General features: G+C 53.2%; 9 protein-coding genes. 7 read left to right on the plus strand and 2 right to left on the minus strand.

Annotated features, from left to right (window positions below; all coding sequences use genetic code 11):
• Positions 1 to 4,128 carry an Eco57I restriction-modification methylase domain-containing protein gene (locus EYW40_RS08950; protein WP_135821267.1) on the plus strand — a complete coding sequence of 1,376 codons (4,128 nt, stop codon included), beginning with the start codon at positions 1 to 3 and terminating at the stop codon, positions 4,126 to 4,128.
• Positions 4,121 to 7,087 carry a DEAD/DEAH box helicase gene (locus EYW40_RS08955; protein WP_135821268.1) on the plus strand — a complete coding sequence of 989 codons (2,967 nt, stop codon included), beginning with the start codon at positions 4,121 to 4,123 and terminating at the stop codon, positions 7,085 to 7,087. Before EYW40_RS08950 ends, EYW40_RS08955 begins: the two co-directional genes overlap by 8 nt.
• 121 nt (positions 7,088 to 7,208) lie before the next feature.
• Here the strand turns inward: EYW40_RS08955 and EYW40_RS08960 are convergent, their stop codons facing one another.
• The gene (locus EYW40_RS08960; RefSeq protein WP_135821269.1) at positions 7,209 to 7,796 is read right to left on the minus strand and encodes a DUF8102 family protein; all 588 of its coding nucleotides are present in this window, start codon (positions 7,794 to 7,796) and stop codon (positions 7,209 to 7,211) included.
• A gap of 188 nt (positions 7,797 to 7,984) precedes the next feature.
• Here EYW40_RS08960 and EYW40_RS08965 point away from each other — a divergent pair, with 188 nt between their 5' ends.
• The 5 genes from EYW40_RS08965 (at position 7,985) to EYW40_RS08985 (ending at position 13,608) form a co-directional block, all read left to right on the plus strand.
• Positions 7,985 to 8,671: a hypothetical protein gene (locus tag EYW40_RS08965; RefSeq protein ID WP_135821270.1), complete on the plus strand. Its 687-nt coding sequence runs from the start codon at positions 7,985 to 7,987 to the stop codon at positions 8,669 to 8,671.
• A 389-nt stretch (positions 8,672 to 9,060) separates the two neighbouring features.
• Entirely contained in the window at positions 9,061 to 9,324 is a 264-nt protein-coding gene (locus EYW40_RS08970) for a DUF7386 family protein (RefSeq protein WP_135821271.1), read from the plus strand.
• A gap of 353 nt (positions 9,325 to 9,677) precedes the next feature.
• Positions 9,678 to 11,921: a PAS domain S-box protein gene (locus tag EYW40_RS08975; RefSeq protein ID WP_135821272.1), complete on the plus strand. Its 2,244-nt coding sequence runs from the start codon at positions 9,678 to 9,680 to the stop codon at positions 11,919 to 11,921.
• Positions 11,922 to 11,962: 41 nt separating this feature from the next.
• The gene (locus tag EYW40_RS08980; protein WP_135820873.1) at positions 11,963 to 12,784 is read left to right on the plus strand and encodes an IS5 family transposase; all 822 of its coding nucleotides are present in this window, start codon (positions 11,963 to 11,965) and stop codon (positions 12,782 to 12,784) included.
• A gap of 500 nt (positions 12,785 to 13,284) precedes the next feature.
• A complete protein-coding gene (locus tag EYW40_RS08985) occupies positions 13,285 to 13,608 on the plus strand; it encodes a sensor histidine kinase (protein WP_375137150.1) in 324 nt (107 codons plus the stop codon).
• 356 nt (positions 13,609 to 13,964) lie between these two features.
• Here EYW40_RS08985 and EYW40_RS08990 read toward each other — a convergent pair whose 3' ends face one another.
• The gene (locus EYW40_RS08990; protein ID WP_161973186.1) at positions 13,965 to 15,653 is read right to left on the minus strand and encodes a PKD domain-containing protein; all 1,689 of its coding nucleotides are present in this window, start codon (positions 15,651 to 15,653) and stop codon (positions 13,965 to 13,967) included.
• Positions 15,654 to 15,733 lie beyond the last annotated feature (80 nt).

Below are 15,733 nucleotides of genomic sequence, written 5' to 3' on the forward strand. Positions count from 1 at the left end.
ATGCAAACAGCACTCACCTACCGTACGAACCGTGACCTGTTCTCGAACTACTACCTGGATGAGCACCTCCCCGAGACCGAAGAATGGGACGAAGTCAATGACGAAGAACTCCAGGAGGCCTATGATGACGTTATGGACCTTTGGGAGCGTGAGAAGGACACCGCACCGAAGCGGAATGAGTCCCAGCTCGAAGAGAAGTTCATCCGGCCAATGTTCCGGAAGCTGGGGATCCCGTTCGAGGTTGAGGAGAGTACTGACCGAACTCAGCGTCGGCCGGATTACGGGTTCTTCGAGACTGATGAAGCTGCACGGGACGCCTTCGAACGCCGTGATGAGGGCGGTGACTTCTACGAGAACTCCGTCGCCGTTGCGGACGCGAAACGATGGGGTCGTCCCCTCGACACGCGAGGAAGCGGTGAACACGAGCGTGACTTCGAGAACCCCAGTTACCAGATCCACGTCTACCTTCAGGAAGTCGATTCCGCACAGTGGGCTGTTCTAACTGACGGGAAGAAATGGCGGCTGTACTACGGCCCGACCAGTCACCGCCTTGACTCCTACTACGAGGTCGATCTGGCAACAATCCTGGAAAAGGGCGACCTTGAGGACTTCAAGTACTTCTACCTCTTCTTCCGTCACGAGGCATTCCTCGAAGACACCAGCGGTGACTGTTTCCTTGACGACGTCTACGGCGAATCGAATGTCTTCGCCCAAGAGTTGGGAGAGGACCTGCAGGACAACATCTACGAGGCGATCAAGATCCTCTCTGAGGGATACCTCCAGTACCCCGAGAACGATCTTGATGAAGACGATCTTGAGCTGATCCACGACAGTTCGCTCATTTACCTCTACCGGCTCATCTTCGTCCTGTATGCCGAAGCGGAGGGCCGTGAACTGCTGGACACGAGCAACGAGATCTACGAGCAGTCCTACAGTCTCAACTCTCTCAAACAGGAGGTCGCCGAAGAACTCGATAGTGGCGACCCGAAATACCGTGACTGGCAAGACAACCTTCAGGCCCGTCTGGACGAACTGTTCACCCTCATCGACAAGGGCAGCAAGTCACGCGGTATCCCTGAGGAAGACCTCTACATTCCGGCGTACAACGGTGGGCTGTTCCGGACGGATCCGGACGACGACGACAGTAAGGAAGCACGGTTCCTCGCCAATCACGACGTCGGCGACGCCTACCTGGCGAAGGTCGTGGAACTCCTCACCCGGAGCAAGAACAGCAACGGCGGTGGAAAGATCTTCGTCGATTACTCCTCACTCGATGTTCGCCATCTCGGGAGCATTTACGAAGGTCTGCTGGAGTACCAGCTCAACGTCGCCGATGAACCGCTGGCACTGGACGATGGCGAATACGTGAGCGCCGGCGATGGCGACGACGTCGTCGTACAGGAAGGTGAGGTACACCTGACGACAGGCAGTGGTGAGCGAAAGGCCACTGGTTCGTACTACACCCCCGAGTACGTCGTTGAGTACATCGTCGAAAACACACTTGAACCGCTGGTTGACGATATCCGGATGGACCTCGCCGGTCGGAGTGCTCGTGGTGAGGACCGTGGTTTCGCTGCGGAGTTCGCCGATCGCGTATTCGATCTGAAGATCCTCGACCCGGCGATGGGGAGTGGTCACTTCCTCACGAGCGCGATTGACTATCTCGCCCGTGAGATCATTGACGCCCAAGAAAGGCAAGCCGCACAGCAGGGTATCGAGACGGTCAACCAAGAACACGACATCAACTGGGCACGCCGGCAGGTCGCCCAACGATGCATCTACGGTGTAGACCTGAACCCGCTCGCTGTTGAGTTGGCGAAAGTGTCGCTCTGGCTTCGGACGCTTGCCGCTGAGCAGCCACTCGCGTTCCTCGATCACCACCTGAAAACAGGGAACTCCCTTGTTGGAAGTGACATCGAGGAAATCGAGGAATTGGAGTCAGAGAGCGGCGGTGATGATCAGAACGCCTCACTTGCAGACTTCGGTATTGCTCGGAAGGGGACGATTGAGCAGCTGATGCGAATTTACGAGGATTTCATCGCCATCGAGAACCAGGACCTCGCAGACGTCAAGGAGATGGAGTCCAAGTACGATGAGTTCGAGCGGAACAAGCTCCGGCAGCGGCTTGAAGCGATGGCGAACATCCATACTGCCGAGGACTTCGGACTGGATAATCTCCCTTCAGATGCGTATGAACGGATGGCCGTAGCGTTGGAGGACGATGACGAGTGGGAGGAAATTGAACAAATGCAGTGGTTCCAGGATGCTCAACAATGGGCCGCTAGTGATGATTACTTCCACTGGAAGCTAGAGTACCCAGAAGTTTTCTATAACGATGATGGTGCGGGTACAGATAATCCTGGATTTGACGCGGTGATTGGGAACCCACCGTACATACGGTCCAAACGGATTCCAGATCACCAAAAGGAGTATTTCAACTCAAAATTTGAATCCACAACTGGTCGGTGGGACATCTATTGTTTATTTACAGAGATGGGGATTTCGATTTGTAGGGGGAGACTGTCATATATTCAACCAATGATGTTCTTACGTCGCCCATATGGTGAGGGTATGAGGAAAAATGTTAGCGAGCATTCCTCTGTCAGTGAAATTGTAGACCTCTCTGACTTCCAAGTATTCGGAGATGCAACCAACTATGTCTGTATATTCACTCTAAACTGCCATGATGGCGAAGACAGATTCCGGGTCTACACCCCGGAAGGGGATGGGCATAAAATACTTGATCAGAACTTAATGTCCTTCTATGAATTGGTGAATTCTGAGCTGGGCAGTGATCCGTGGGACGTAATCCCTGCTCCTGTTGCTACAGTACTAGACTCCATTCCCGACGATTTCGTCACTCTAGATACAGTAACTAAATCAATTTCTGAGGGGATCCACTCTGGGAAAGATGAGGTGTTCTTCGTAGACTCTGACATAGTAGAAGATAATGACCTTGAAGAAGATCTTCTAGAACCGGTTCTGAAAGGGAGAGATGTTGATGAGTACGTGCCTCCGACAACGGATCTAAAAGTCATCTATCCGTACTCAAATAATGAAGTGATCTCGGAGAAACGGCTTCGTAAGGATTACCCAAATATATGGGATTACTTTAAATCCAATGAAGATAAACTGCGAAGCCGGCAGTATGTACTGGACTCCGGTAAAGAGTGGTATGAACTGTGGTGCGAACGGAACGAAGAGATCTACCAGAACCCGAAGATTCTGCTCCCTGAAATTTCCGATGGTAACAACTTCACTGCCGATACAGGGGATATCAATTACTTCTTCAACACGAAGGTAAAAAGTATCAGGACAACTGACAACTACAGTCTTACTGGACTGTTGGGGATCCTGAATTCTGACCTGCTTGAATTCATCTATCGAGGCATTGCTCCGCCAAAGAGAGGTGGATTCAGAGCGTATAAGACTGGGTTCCTGAATGAGCTTTATGTGCCACAGGATTGTCCACCAGAAATCGGGGATTTGGCAACAGAGATAATTGAACGAAAGGGGCAGAAAAACGCACTTAATCTAAATCTGCTGGACTATCTGGAACCCTACTCTGAAGGGTCTGCTCTCGGGAATCTAACCGCTTATCAACCGCCTAGCGATATTTCAGATTCCATCCTGAACTCTACTAGTGAGGAGATGAATAATCTCCGTGTAGGAACCGTTTCTGTTAAAGAGAAATCTGGGAAGTTAGTAGTTGAAGCGTCTGCCCGATACAAACCGGAAGAACAGGATGAGCATGAAACAGACCAGTGGGGCTATACTGAAACAGATCTCATGCCCGCCTTGGAGTTTGTCGGTCTAAATGAGAAGATGAGTGAGCTAATCTCTGAATTTGTCCCCTATGCTGTGGAAGAAGCCGGTGGATTCGCTAGCTTCAGGGAAACAGCAACCAAAACGAACACATTGATAGACAGACTGGAGGCACTCACTCTTCCAGAACTGGATGGCTGTGAAGAAGACTTTGACCGATATCTGAGCAAGCGAAAGGTTGCTGATGAGCTCAATGCGGAGATTGATGACAAAAAGGCAAGTATAAACGAATATGTATATGATCTATATGGGTTGAGTTCGGCTGAAATAGAATCTGTACCAAGTGCCGTGACTGATGACTGATTTCGAGGTCGGTGACCACGTCAAGTTCGCCGGTGGGCAGGGCGAAATCACGAAGATTGAAGAGCGCCCGAACGGAGGCCAACTCCTCCACGTCTACACCACGGAGGGGGAACTTCGGAAACTCCCGAGTGGCCTGCCCCACATTGAGCGGATCGACTCGATCGTTGACCGGCTCGCAGCCCGACAGATCGATTCGCCCATCCACCACGACCTCCGGGAGCGTGCGACCCGCCTCGATCTCGCGTACCGATACGACCGGTTCCTGTCGCTGACGAACAACCGTATCGAGATCGAACCGTACCAGGTTCAGGCCGCCTATGAAATCCTGAACTCGTACGACCACCGCTACCTCATCGGCGACGAAGTCGGCCTCGGGAAGACAATCGAAGCCGGCATCGTTATTGAGGAACTCATCGCGCGCGGGCGCGCCCAGCGGGTGCTTATCGTCGCACCAGCGCCACTCACGGTGCAGTGGCAAGAAGAGATGCGCGAGAAGTTCGACCGCAACTTCGTCATTTACGACCGCGAGACTGTAGAAAACCACCGGCAGTCCCACCCAAACCAGAACGTCTGGGAGCAAGAGGACCTCATCATCACCTCGATCGATTTCGCTAAGCAAACGAACGACGATCCTGAGTCGGACCGGGTCTCAGTTCGTGATGCGCTCGATAACCTTAACGAATCTTGGGATGTCGCCGTCTTTGACGAGGCCCACCACCTGACTGCTCGCCGGGGAAGCGACGACTCCATCGAACGTACCCAGCGTTACACTGTCGGTGAAGCTGTCGCCGAAAACTCCGACGCGCTCCTGTTGATGACCGGGACGCCTCACAAAGGGAAGTCCGACCAGTTCTACTTCCTCGTGAGTTTGCTCGATCCATATCGCTTCAGCCACGAGTCACAGATCAATCCCGACGCACTGGATGATCTGATGATTCGCCGGCTGAAGGACGACATGCACGACACCGACGGGACGCGAATGTTCCCCGAGAAGAACATCGAAGCGCTCGGTGTGGATATGTCCCGGGCTGAGCGGAAGCTCTACGACGACGTCACTGAGTACATCCGCGAGTACTACAACCTCGCTCAACAGGAGGAGAACCAAGCCGCGGGGTTCACGATGGTCATTTATCAGAAGCGGCTGGTCTCCAGCATCTACGCGATTCAGAAGTCTCTGGAGAACCGAATGCGTGCCATCCAGAACGACGCTGTTGCCGAAGATCTTCCCGACGACGTCCAGGAGCTGATCCCTCGGTATAGCACCGAACCCGAGACACTGACCGACACCGAGCGTGAGCGCGTCGAAGAGGCGCTGGAAACGGTCACAGTCACGCTGAACCAATCACAGATACAGGAAGAGCTAGACCGGGTGAAGCAACTCTGGCAGCAGGCCAAGAGCATTGAGACCGATTCGAAGGCCCAGATGCTCAAGCAGTTTGTCGGTCGGATCCTGTCCAACGACCCTGAGGAGAAGATACTCATCTTCACCGAGTACACGGACACGCTCGAATACCTCCGAGACAGGGTGTTCGACGATCACGATATCGCCCAAGTCTACGGAGACTTAGACCAAGATCGACGGCGGGAGGAAATGGAGAAATTCGAGAATGAAGCCAACCTGATGCTCGCCACCGACGCGGCACAAGAGGGCCTCAACCTCCAGTTCGCCCACATTATGGTCAACTATGACCTCCCGTGGAACCCGATCCGCATCGACCAACGAATGGGTCGTCTTCACCGCTACGGGCAGGAACGAACCGTAGAGATACGGAACCTGTTCTTCAAGAACACCCGGGAGAGCGAAATTCTGAATCTGCTGGTTGAGAAGACGAACCAGATTGAATCTGACCTTGGAATGCGTTCCGACGTCCTCGGCCGTGTTCTGGAAGATGTTGATCTCGATGACACCATTATGGCCGCCATCGCGGAGAACCGGCCGACCGACGAAATTGTAGGGGATATCGAGAAGACGATCGAGGAGCGAAAGGAGGCACTTCAAACGGTTGAGAACGAGTTCCTGATCCGCGATCGATTCGATCTCTCTGATGAAGACGAAGAGATCTTGGAGGTCATCGAACGCAGTCAACACGGCGACGTCAGCGAAGACGACATCGAGATACTGGTCCGAGAGTTCTTCAACGAGTTCAGCGGTAACATCCGCGGTGTCCGTCCCGGTCCTGCTCGCTCAGGCGGTGACGTCTTCCAACTTGACGTGCCAGATGTACTCTCTGGTGATCAGGTCAGTAGTCAGTATGACCGAGCAACGTTTACCCGCGAGGTGGCGATGGAACAGGACGATGTCGATTTCATCGCTCTTGACCACCCGCTCGTTCAATCACTCATCGAATTCTGCCTTGACTCGACCCGTATCCAGGGACAGGTCGCTGTCAAAGTCGCAGAAGATGGTGAGCCAGGACCCGGTGTTCTCTTCAACTACCGTCTTGGGTACGTGTCTGGTGCCGGTGAAGCGGTAACCGAGAAGCTGGTCCCATTGTATGTGACTTCAGGTGGGGATGTTTCGACGACGAAGCCCGAGATCGCTGATACCCTCCCTCCAGAAGAGGTCTCCACCGATGAAACGCTGGATCAGCTGGCGTTACAGGTATCGGACTTACACGAGATTGCCGAGATGGAGGCGTGGGAGCAGGTTGAGTCGTTTGCTGAGGAAGCGAGAGAAGAACGGGAACGCGAGATGGAAATTAAACGCCAGCATGCTGAACGTCACTTCGAAGAGGAGATCAGCGAGTGGGAAGAGCGCTTAGAGACGTACGAACAGCAGGATGAACGAGGAAAGGATATGTCGGCACCGATCGGAAACGCGAAACGCCAATTGGAATCCCTTCGGCGTGAACGTGACGAAGAATTAGCTCGGTTAGAGGAGGAGAAGCACGTAACACCTGAAGAACCCGAACTGGTGACAGCAGCACTGATACTCGAATCATTATCCCAGAACCGATGATCGCCACAATTGCAAATGTCGTCGGTTCAGGCAACCTCCATGAAGAGGTGGATCTGGAAGCGTTTGAAGACCTCCTCTCTACACCGTATCTGGATATGAGAACCGCGTTCTCTCTGTACTGTCAGTAATCATCGTGTGAGAGCAGATCTTTTCCTTCGACATCCTTTGGGAGTCCATCTGCTGCGTCAAGCGGACGGAAGAGGTAGGTGTCGTTGAGGTAGTCGTTGTTGAGGGCCTCCCGGAGTTCGACGAATGTTAGGCTCTCTCCCTGCTGGAGCTTTCGTTGAATTCGGGCTTGTGCTTCGCGTGGGAGGCCGTACTGTAGGTCGAGGTTAAAGTCAAGAACAGTTTGGCCCTCTGTAAGTCCTTTCTCGACCCCGTTCTTGAGGATGTCACGGAACCGATCGTCGGGCGAATATGACTCTGAATTGGGTGCGTGCTGGCAGAGGGAGAACAGGAAAGCGATCGCATCTTCTGCGGCGGTGAATATCTCGTCGTCGGCAATCCCGTCGTCCACAGCTAGTTGGGTTCTGTCTTTGCTTGCTAGTTCTGTTGCGAGGTATTCGAAGTCGTAGAGTGCATTCCGAGCTCGGTTCCGAATCCGGAGCCGCGCGTTTCGTTCACTATCTCGATTTAGGTTCTTTCGCCCGAGCAGGTATTGTCTGTCATCTTTCGTCAGAACTCCACGGTTTCGATCCAGTCCCGTCATAATCCGATTCAGTATACAATCCTGATCCAATATAAGTATATGGCATAATTCGTCATCTGATTCCGATGACAGTGTTCCCGATTTTACTAACAGGCTACCGGATTGAGTGGTACATGGATACGAACTGAACTATGAAATTGGCAAAAATAGACCCTCACGTCAGCTGTCCGATCATCTGTGGCGAATACATGCGCGCAAGCGGCTTCTTCTTCAACGCCGAGGATCAAACCTACCTCATTACCGCTCGCCACAACCTCCTGCCCACAGACGCGTCAACCCTCGCCACGGGCCAACTCTCGCTTTCTTACCGAACCGAGGACTACCTCCCAACGATTGATATCTACCTGCGAGATGATCCCACCTTCACGGTGAAACGGGTCGATCTCACCGAACAATCAGGCATTCTTCTTGATGCCGGCATTGACGTGATCGGCGTCCCCATTACCTTCTCGCCCGAAGACTACGGGTATGTCGTCTGGACGCTTGATGACATTACCCCCGAGAACTCGCCTGAACTCCTTGATATCATCGGCTACCCCGGACCATCCTTCCCGGACCCCGACCCGTACGACAGGGAGACCTACGCACAGACGATCACTGAGCCGTACATTCTCACGCTTCAAGACGACTTCCCCACTCACCAGGAGGGATCACCTTCCACCGATCAGATTGCATTAGGAATCGTTACCGGTATCGATGATAGCACTTCCAGCTACAGGGGGTACAGTGGTTCGCCTGTCCTCGGAGACAACCTCGCAGGCATTCACTGCGCAGATGTCGGAATAACGGCGATAAATCCAGAGACTGGCGAAAAGAGCGTACATCCGGCTATCGCCTACTGGCAGGCAGACGTCCTCGGACAGCTCCTGAAATAACTTGGCAGAACGGCAGAGAATGATAATATAATACACTCCCGATTTCTGGATACAGCCACAAGGCCTGGACACCCAGTGGGCAACTTTCCAACTTTATACGGCGATCCAAAAGCAACAGCCTGTATGCGAAACAAATGGCAACTCAGACATCGGGAGCCGGATCTTCGAGGCCAACCCACGGGGTTGTGCTCAGATGTATACGGTCGTCCGGATGTATGCACCTCGTGGCGCGTCGGCGGAGTGACGGGTGCATAGATTCGCCTGCTTCCCGACCTATGTCCGCGTCGTTCACGCCTGGGACCAGTGCTCCTTTTATACTGGATGGACTCTCGTTTACCTTAGAACGACGCACTAGCACCCCGCGTACATACTTTCGCACTTAAAGAACCATGGCAACCGACCGAACTAGTCTGAAGCTGACCGACGAACGGAAGATCCTCTTCGACAAGGCGAGCGAGATTGTCTCCGATGGACCAGACGATGACCCGCCGCGGAGTGACGTCATCGACGCAGCGCTGACGCACCTCATTGAGAGCGAGGAGAATCTTCAGAATGTCCGTGACCGCTACCCGCCACAGACGGTGAAGGACTGCTCTAACACGTCTGTACTCCAGTTGTACTACCGGACCAGTATCGAATCAAAGTGGCGGTGACAATGCGTTCCTTTTCGTACTGCTGGGGGTTCTTGGGCTCCCATTCTGCGTGGTCGGGGTGCCCCTATTCCCGCTTCTCACTTGCTGCCATCCGTCCCCACGTCTAACCGCTCGCAGATCACGTCTTAGTGCTCTGTTGAAATCCTATTGTTGCGATACCTTGCCCGCTGGATCAGCGTTAGGTAGGGCTGCGCATTAAGATGATTATTGTTCTAACCAGCTCATTACGCAGCCAACACGACGTTCAGGGGGGACCACCGCCACAATCATCTTTACCGGTGCTCTTTTATCCACAACTCGCGTCAAATCGATAAACAATTCTCGGCTGACTTCCGCTCCAAGTTCCAATTCCTATGTCTACACAAACCCCGATTCGTGTCCTTCACGTTGATGATGAACCCAGCTTCGCGGAGATGGTTGCGGAGTTCCTTGAACGGGAAGACAACCAGCTTGAGATCACGACGGCGACAAGCGTGGCCGACGGCCTGACACGTCTTGAAGCGACCCAGTTCGACTGTATCGTCTCCGATTACGATATGCCCGAGAGGAACGGCATTGAGTTTCTCAACACCGTTCGTAACAAGCATCCTGACCTCCCGTTCATCCTCTTCACGGGGAAGGGCAGCGAAGAGATCGCCAGTGATGCGATCTCTGCCGGCGTCACCGACTACCTCCAGAAGGAAGGCGGCACTGGCCAGTACACGCTACTCGCCCACCGTATCACAAACGCAGTCGCACAGTACCGGTCTAAACAGGAAATCGAAGCCAGTCAGGAACGACTCTCGCTATTTTTCGATCAGTCACCGCTTGGAGCCATTGAATGGACAGAGGAGTTTGACATCGCCCGCATCAACGAAACAGCAGCGGAGATCCTTGGCTACGACGAAGATGAACTCGTCGGCGATTCGTGGACTCGGCTTATTCCGGAGTCCGAGCATGACGATGTTGCCGAGGTGTTCTCTGACTTGCTTACCGACCCGGCGGCCTACGACGTTGAACAAGAAACGGTCACGAAGGACGGCGAGCGGATTGTCTGTGAGTGGCATCACCGTGTCGTCAGAGACGAGCTCGGGGATGTCGTGACGATGTTCTCGAAGTTTCAGGACGTCACAGATCGTGTCGAACGTCAGCAGAAGCTCGCCAAGGAGCGTGCGTTCACTGAGCAGGCGCTTGATACGCTGGACGACGTGTTCTACGTGGTCGATGCTGATGGCTCGCTCACGCGGTGGAACGAACGGGTTGGTGAAATCACCGGCTACTCCGATGTCGAACTGGACGGCCAGAACGCACACAAACTGTTTCCCGAAGATGAACACGCCAAGATCAATGACGCGATCACAAGGGCCATCGATGAGGGGGATGCTACGGTTGAAGCTGATGTGCTGACAGCGTCTGGTGAGCGAATTCCGTATGAACTCACGGGAAAACGACTGACTGATCCTGCGGGGGAGTTTCTCGGACTCGTCGGGGTCGGTCGGGATCTTTCGGAACGGAAAGAGCGGGAAGCGGAACTGAAGTTCGTTCACGACTTGCTGGATCGGACGGAACGTATTGCTGACGTGGGCGGCTGGGAGATTGATACGGGGACAGACGAGGTATTTTGGACGGACCACCTCTTCGAGATGCTTGGAGTCGAATACGGGGAGGCACCGGCGCTTGAGGAAGCACTGGATGTGTATCTTGAGGAGGATCGGGCTCGTGTGGCGTCTGCAATCGAAGATGCAGTTGCCGCGGGTGAGTCGTTCGATGTGGAAGCTCGGTTCGAGCGTGCGGACGGGGAGATTCGGTGGTTCCGCATTCAAGGTGAACCCGTGCTGGAGGACGGGGAGGTTGTGACGGTTCGTGGGGCAGTCCAGGATATTACGGACCACAAGGAGCGTGAGCGGAAGCTATCGCAGGCTCGCCAGGAGTACGAGGAGTTGTTCAACGGGATGAACGACACCGGATGGGTGGTGGATCCCGATGGGTCGATTCTCGCCGTAAACGATGCCGCTGTCAAGAGGTTAGGCTACTCTCGGGAGGAGTTGCAGTCGATGACACCGCATGACTTCGACGCGGCGACCCCGGATGAGGAGATCAGCCGGCTGATTGCGGAGATGCCCGAAGACGAAGTCCAGGTGTTCGAGACGGTCCACGAGACGAAGACAGGAGAGGAAATCCCGGTGGAAATCAGTTCGAGCCTGATTACGTATCAGGGCCAGACAGCGGTGTTGAGTATCGGCCGCGACATCTCCGACCGAAAGCAGCGCGAACAACAACTGGAGCAGTTCGCCTCAATTGTGAGCCACGACCTCCGGAATCCACTGAACGTGGCGCAGGGGAACCTCGAACTCGCGCAAGAAGAGTGCGACAGTGACTTCCTGGACACAGTTGCGCAGGCCCACGAGCGGATGCAGCGGTTGATCGCTGACCTGCTCACCCTCGCACGCGAGGGGGATCAAGTGAGTGACATGAAGGTTGTTGATCTCGCAGCGCTTGCAGAGCGGTGTTGGCAGACGGTTGCGACGGGTGACGCGACCCTGCAGGTCGAAACCGACCTGCAACTCCGTGCGGATCGGAGTCGCCTGAAGCAGCTTCTTGAGAACCGGCTCTGTTGAATTCCTTAGTGAGTTACAGGTTCAGTCGGTAGTTTGAGTAGATGCAGCCCCTCCCAAAGTCTCGGTTGCTCCGATTTGTCGAGGAAGCATTTCAGTTAGCCCAACGTGCCGTAGCTCGGTACTCCTCGAAGTTCTCGAAACAACGCTATACGCTCCATCAGCACATCGTTCTCCTCTGTCTCAAAGTTCGGAAGAACACAACGTATCGCACACTCCTCGACGAACTCATCGAGATGCCCCGTATTCGGAACGCGATCAATCTCAGTGAACTCCCTGCGCCATCTACGCTATGCAAAGCGTTCGATAGACTCGATATGGCTGTCTGGCGAGTGCTGCTCAATCTCTCTGTTTCACTGCTTCCGACTAACGGTGTTACGGGGGTCGACGCCTCAGGGTTTGACCGCAGTCACGCCTCGAAGCACTACACGAAACGAGCCAAACTCACGATTCAGCAACTCAAAGTAACACTGCTGGTCGATTCCAAAGTGAACGCTGTCCTCGATTTACATGTGACGACGACACGAAAACACGATAGCCAGATCGCTCCGTCGTTGATCAAACGCAATCCCGAGACTATCGACATCCTGCTCGGGGACAAAGGTTACGACGACCAGAAAATTAGACGGCTTGCCCGTCAACACGGGATTCGTCCACTAATCAAGCATCGTGAGTTCACATCGCTTCACAAGGCATGGAATGCACGCTTAGACGCCGATCTCTACGGTCAACGGAGTCAATCAGAGACAGTCAACTCAACACTCAAGCGGAAGTACGGCGCATTCGTCCGGTCACGACGCTGGTGGAAGCAGTTCCGTGAACTCGCTCTTGCGTGTATCGTCCACAATCTTGACAAAGCAATCTAACGACCAGTACAGGCGACCCACAGATCGTTCGGTACAGCGACCGAATCAACCTACACAACTTCTTATAAGTCGTCGAAGTCAGCAACGGTAGTCGCCATGCCTAGAAACATCAACCCAAACCCAGCGGCACCTGCCGGGATCGAGCTCTGTAGGAGGAATCCGCCGGTGAACGCACTAACACCGCCAACAATAGCTCCACGCTTCCTTGCCGGGGCGGCCTCACGAGAGAGAGAAATAAACGTTCGGCGATGTGCTATCATCATTGAACTCACAGCCACATAGAGCGGTAATAGTGAGATTGTAAGCAAGTGATCTGTCGCAGCGAATTCTGCGACGGATGCCGTAACTAACAGTCCAACAAGTAGTGACACAGCGTACCGGAGGGCACGACGCATATCCCGAACTGTGGTTACTGCGGCTAAAAAAACCATCTGTGTTACATACACTCGCCAACTGGTTTTTTCCGGTTATTATGCACGTGTAGTGTTCAGTAGATTCACGTGAACAATTCTCTAAAGAAGAGGATTTCAACAGAGCCTGAGAACCTTATTCGGAACGCTATTGAGCATGGCGGGGAGGACGTTACGGTGACGATTGGCGACCATTCCGGCGGGTTCTATGTTGCCGACGACGGTCCGGGGATTCCGCCTGAGGACCGAGAGCGGGCGTTCGAAACCGGGTACTCAACCGCATCGGAGGGGACTGGGTTCGGCCTGAGTATCGTCAAGCAGATCGCCGAAGCCCACGGCTGGGAGATTAGCCTCACTACGAGCAAAGATGGCGGATTACGGATTGAGATCTCGGATATTGCAGAAGATGAGTAATGGGAAGACAGCCAAGGTTGGCCAAGACACGTGTCTGTGGGTGCCCGATAACTACATCAGCCAGAATTTCTACAGGGCTTTTAATAACTGAATACTTCAATCGTGTGTATGGACTGGGCATTCAGAATTCGGAAAAACGTTCCACCCTGGGTCATGAAACTCATTTTGATCGTCGCCATCCTACTGATTGCCGGCCTTCAGTACTTCAACATCCTCTAATCACCATTATGCGGCCGTTTTGACGGTGATGAATTCGGTGGCATATTATCTGTTGCTCCAGGGGAGGTGTCTAACAAAGAGGGTTTCAACAGAGCCGTATTTTTCTAAATTGGTTTGGAAATCCTACGTGAGCTGGATCAGTCTTGTAACCGGTTTTTGAGCGAGTAGAGGCCTCCAGCAGCACTTGTTACAACGACACCCAGCCCGACACCAGGTAACGTAAATCGTGGACCAGCAGAGGTTTGTTGGTCCGTTTCTGTCGTGGCTTCTGAAGTAGATTCGCTCGAATCGTTGGTGCCAGACACCGTTTGCTTAGAGTCCCCTCCTATACTAACGGTTGCTTCTGTCGTAACTGTCCGTCCATTATTATCGATTACACTGAGATTGATGCCATATTGACCTGGTTTTTCAAATCGGTGTGTTACTGTTTTACCCGCCGCAGTTTCGCCATTGGGGAACTCCCATGTGTACGCGAGGATTTGTCCAAGACTGATTTCTGTAGAACTCGCATCAAACTCAATCGATTCTCCCACCTCAGGTTGCTCAGCTGTATAGTTGATTTTTGGCTCAAAGCCAAGATCTTGGTTGAAGTCACTCACATCTTCTCTATCAAGACTCCGCTGATGGAACTCAATGATATCCTCTAATGCTGAGCGAGGACTATGGGCTACTCCTTCGTATACTTTGAACTGTGCATCAACGCCTGCTTGCTCGTATGCAGACTGACAATACGGGAATCGCTCCGTAACCATCTTCTCTCCATAAACATCAAGAGCGATTTCCCGCATCTCCTCACTCCACGCATCATCGTACGGGATCGTGTCGTTCGAATCTTCACCGCCCATAAAGAGGAACTGATTGACTTCATTGAGCGCATCTAAGTCCACTGGCTCCCCGGTGAGTTCCTCAACGTCTGCGATTCCGATATGGAAATTCAACGTGTGACCCTTCGCTTCCTCAAGCGGAAGCATCGCCATCCCATTCAATCCGCCAGCAGTGACAGACCGAACACGATCTGGATGAAGAACAGCAAAGCGATCAACAAAGTTTCCTGCAGCAGAAAACCCGTTCAGTAGAATTTGATCGTCAACGGTGTAGGACTGATCGGACAGCATCTCCTGTGCATGATCCACCATCCGTAAGAGTTGAAGATCAACCCGTTTGAGAGGGCCATCCGAAATTTGCATCGTCTGACGATCTAACGCATGGACGTAGTGTCGCCAGTCCACCGGATCTGTTTGCGGTCGGGGGAACACAGGAATAAGTAATGGTACAGTTAGCCGTTCACTGACCGTTCGTGAGATCCCTCCTTCAATTCGGTTTTGAGCAGACTGTCTCTGAACTTCGAAATCATCGGTTGCTTGCCCGCTGTTGTTGGGTTGAACAAGTATCGACCCAGGATCGCTGTCGGTGGGTCTAGACGGTGCGTAGAGGTAGTACGGGTAATTGAACCCAGCATCGGGGTTTGCTTCGACAAACGTGGGCCCCATTCCAGAGACCATCTCTGCAGGATCACTAACAGTGATCTCTGCTGTTTTCCGCGCAACATTAGATCCGCCCGACTCATAGAGGTTCGCTGAGAGTGTTTTCGTTTCTGTAATTTGGGGCGTTAGCTTGACTTCGTAGTCCTCAACGACCGTTCCCGCATCAAATGTAATCGGACCGCCGATCACATTCGAGTCTTGGTCTCTGAGAACCAACCGGACCTCAACATCAGTTTCGATTTTTTCGACTATGACCGAAATGCCGTTTGATGTTTGGTCGTTGAACGTTATGGACGCTTTCGAGGCTTCTTGTCCAGCAGACGTACCAGCAGTCCCAAGCATTGCCAGCCCTGCTATTCCGGTTCCAGTGGTGCGTAATAGTCCACGCCGATTCCAAAACGTGCTCATATCAGCACTCACTC

The organism is Halostella litorea (genome assembly GCF_004785955.1).
In the GTDB taxonomy this organism is placed as follows: Archaea; Halobacteriota; Halobacteria; order Halobacteriales; family Natronoarchaeaceae; genus Halostella; species Halostella litorea.

Excerpts from the sequence above, each read along its gene's own strand:
- EYW40_RS08950 (WP_135821267.1), top strand. The coding sequence starts at position 1 with ATGCAAACAGCACTCACCTACCGTACGAACCGTGACCTGTTCTCGAAC.
- EYW40_RS08955 (WP_135821268.1), top strand. The coding sequence starts at position 4,121 with ATGACTGATTTCGAGGTCGGTGACCACGTCAAGTTCGCCGGTGGGCAG.
- EYW40_RS08960 (WP_135821269.1), bottom strand. The coding sequence starts at position 7,796 with ATGACGGGACTGGATCGAAACCGTGGAGTTCTGACGAAAGATGACAGA.
- EYW40_RS08965 (WP_135821270.1), top strand. The coding sequence starts at position 7,985 with ATGCGCGCAAGCGGCTTCTTCTTCAACGCCGAGGATCAAACCTACCTC.
- EYW40_RS08970 (WP_135821271.1), top strand. The coding sequence starts at position 9,061 with ATGGCAACCGACCGAACTAGTCTGAAGCTGACCGACGAACGGAAGATC.
- EYW40_RS08975 (WP_135821272.1), top strand. The coding sequence starts at position 9,678 with ATGTCTACACAAACCCCGATTCGTGTCCTTCACGTTGATGATGAACCC.
- EYW40_RS08980 (WP_135820873.1), top strand. The coding sequence starts at position 11,963 with ATGCAGCCCCTCCCAAAGTCTCGGTTGCTCCGATTTGTCGAGGAAGCA.
- EYW40_RS08990 (WP_161973186.1), bottom strand. The coding sequence starts at position 15,653 with ATGCTTGGGACTGCTGGTACGTCTGCTGGACAAGAAGCCTCGAAAGCG.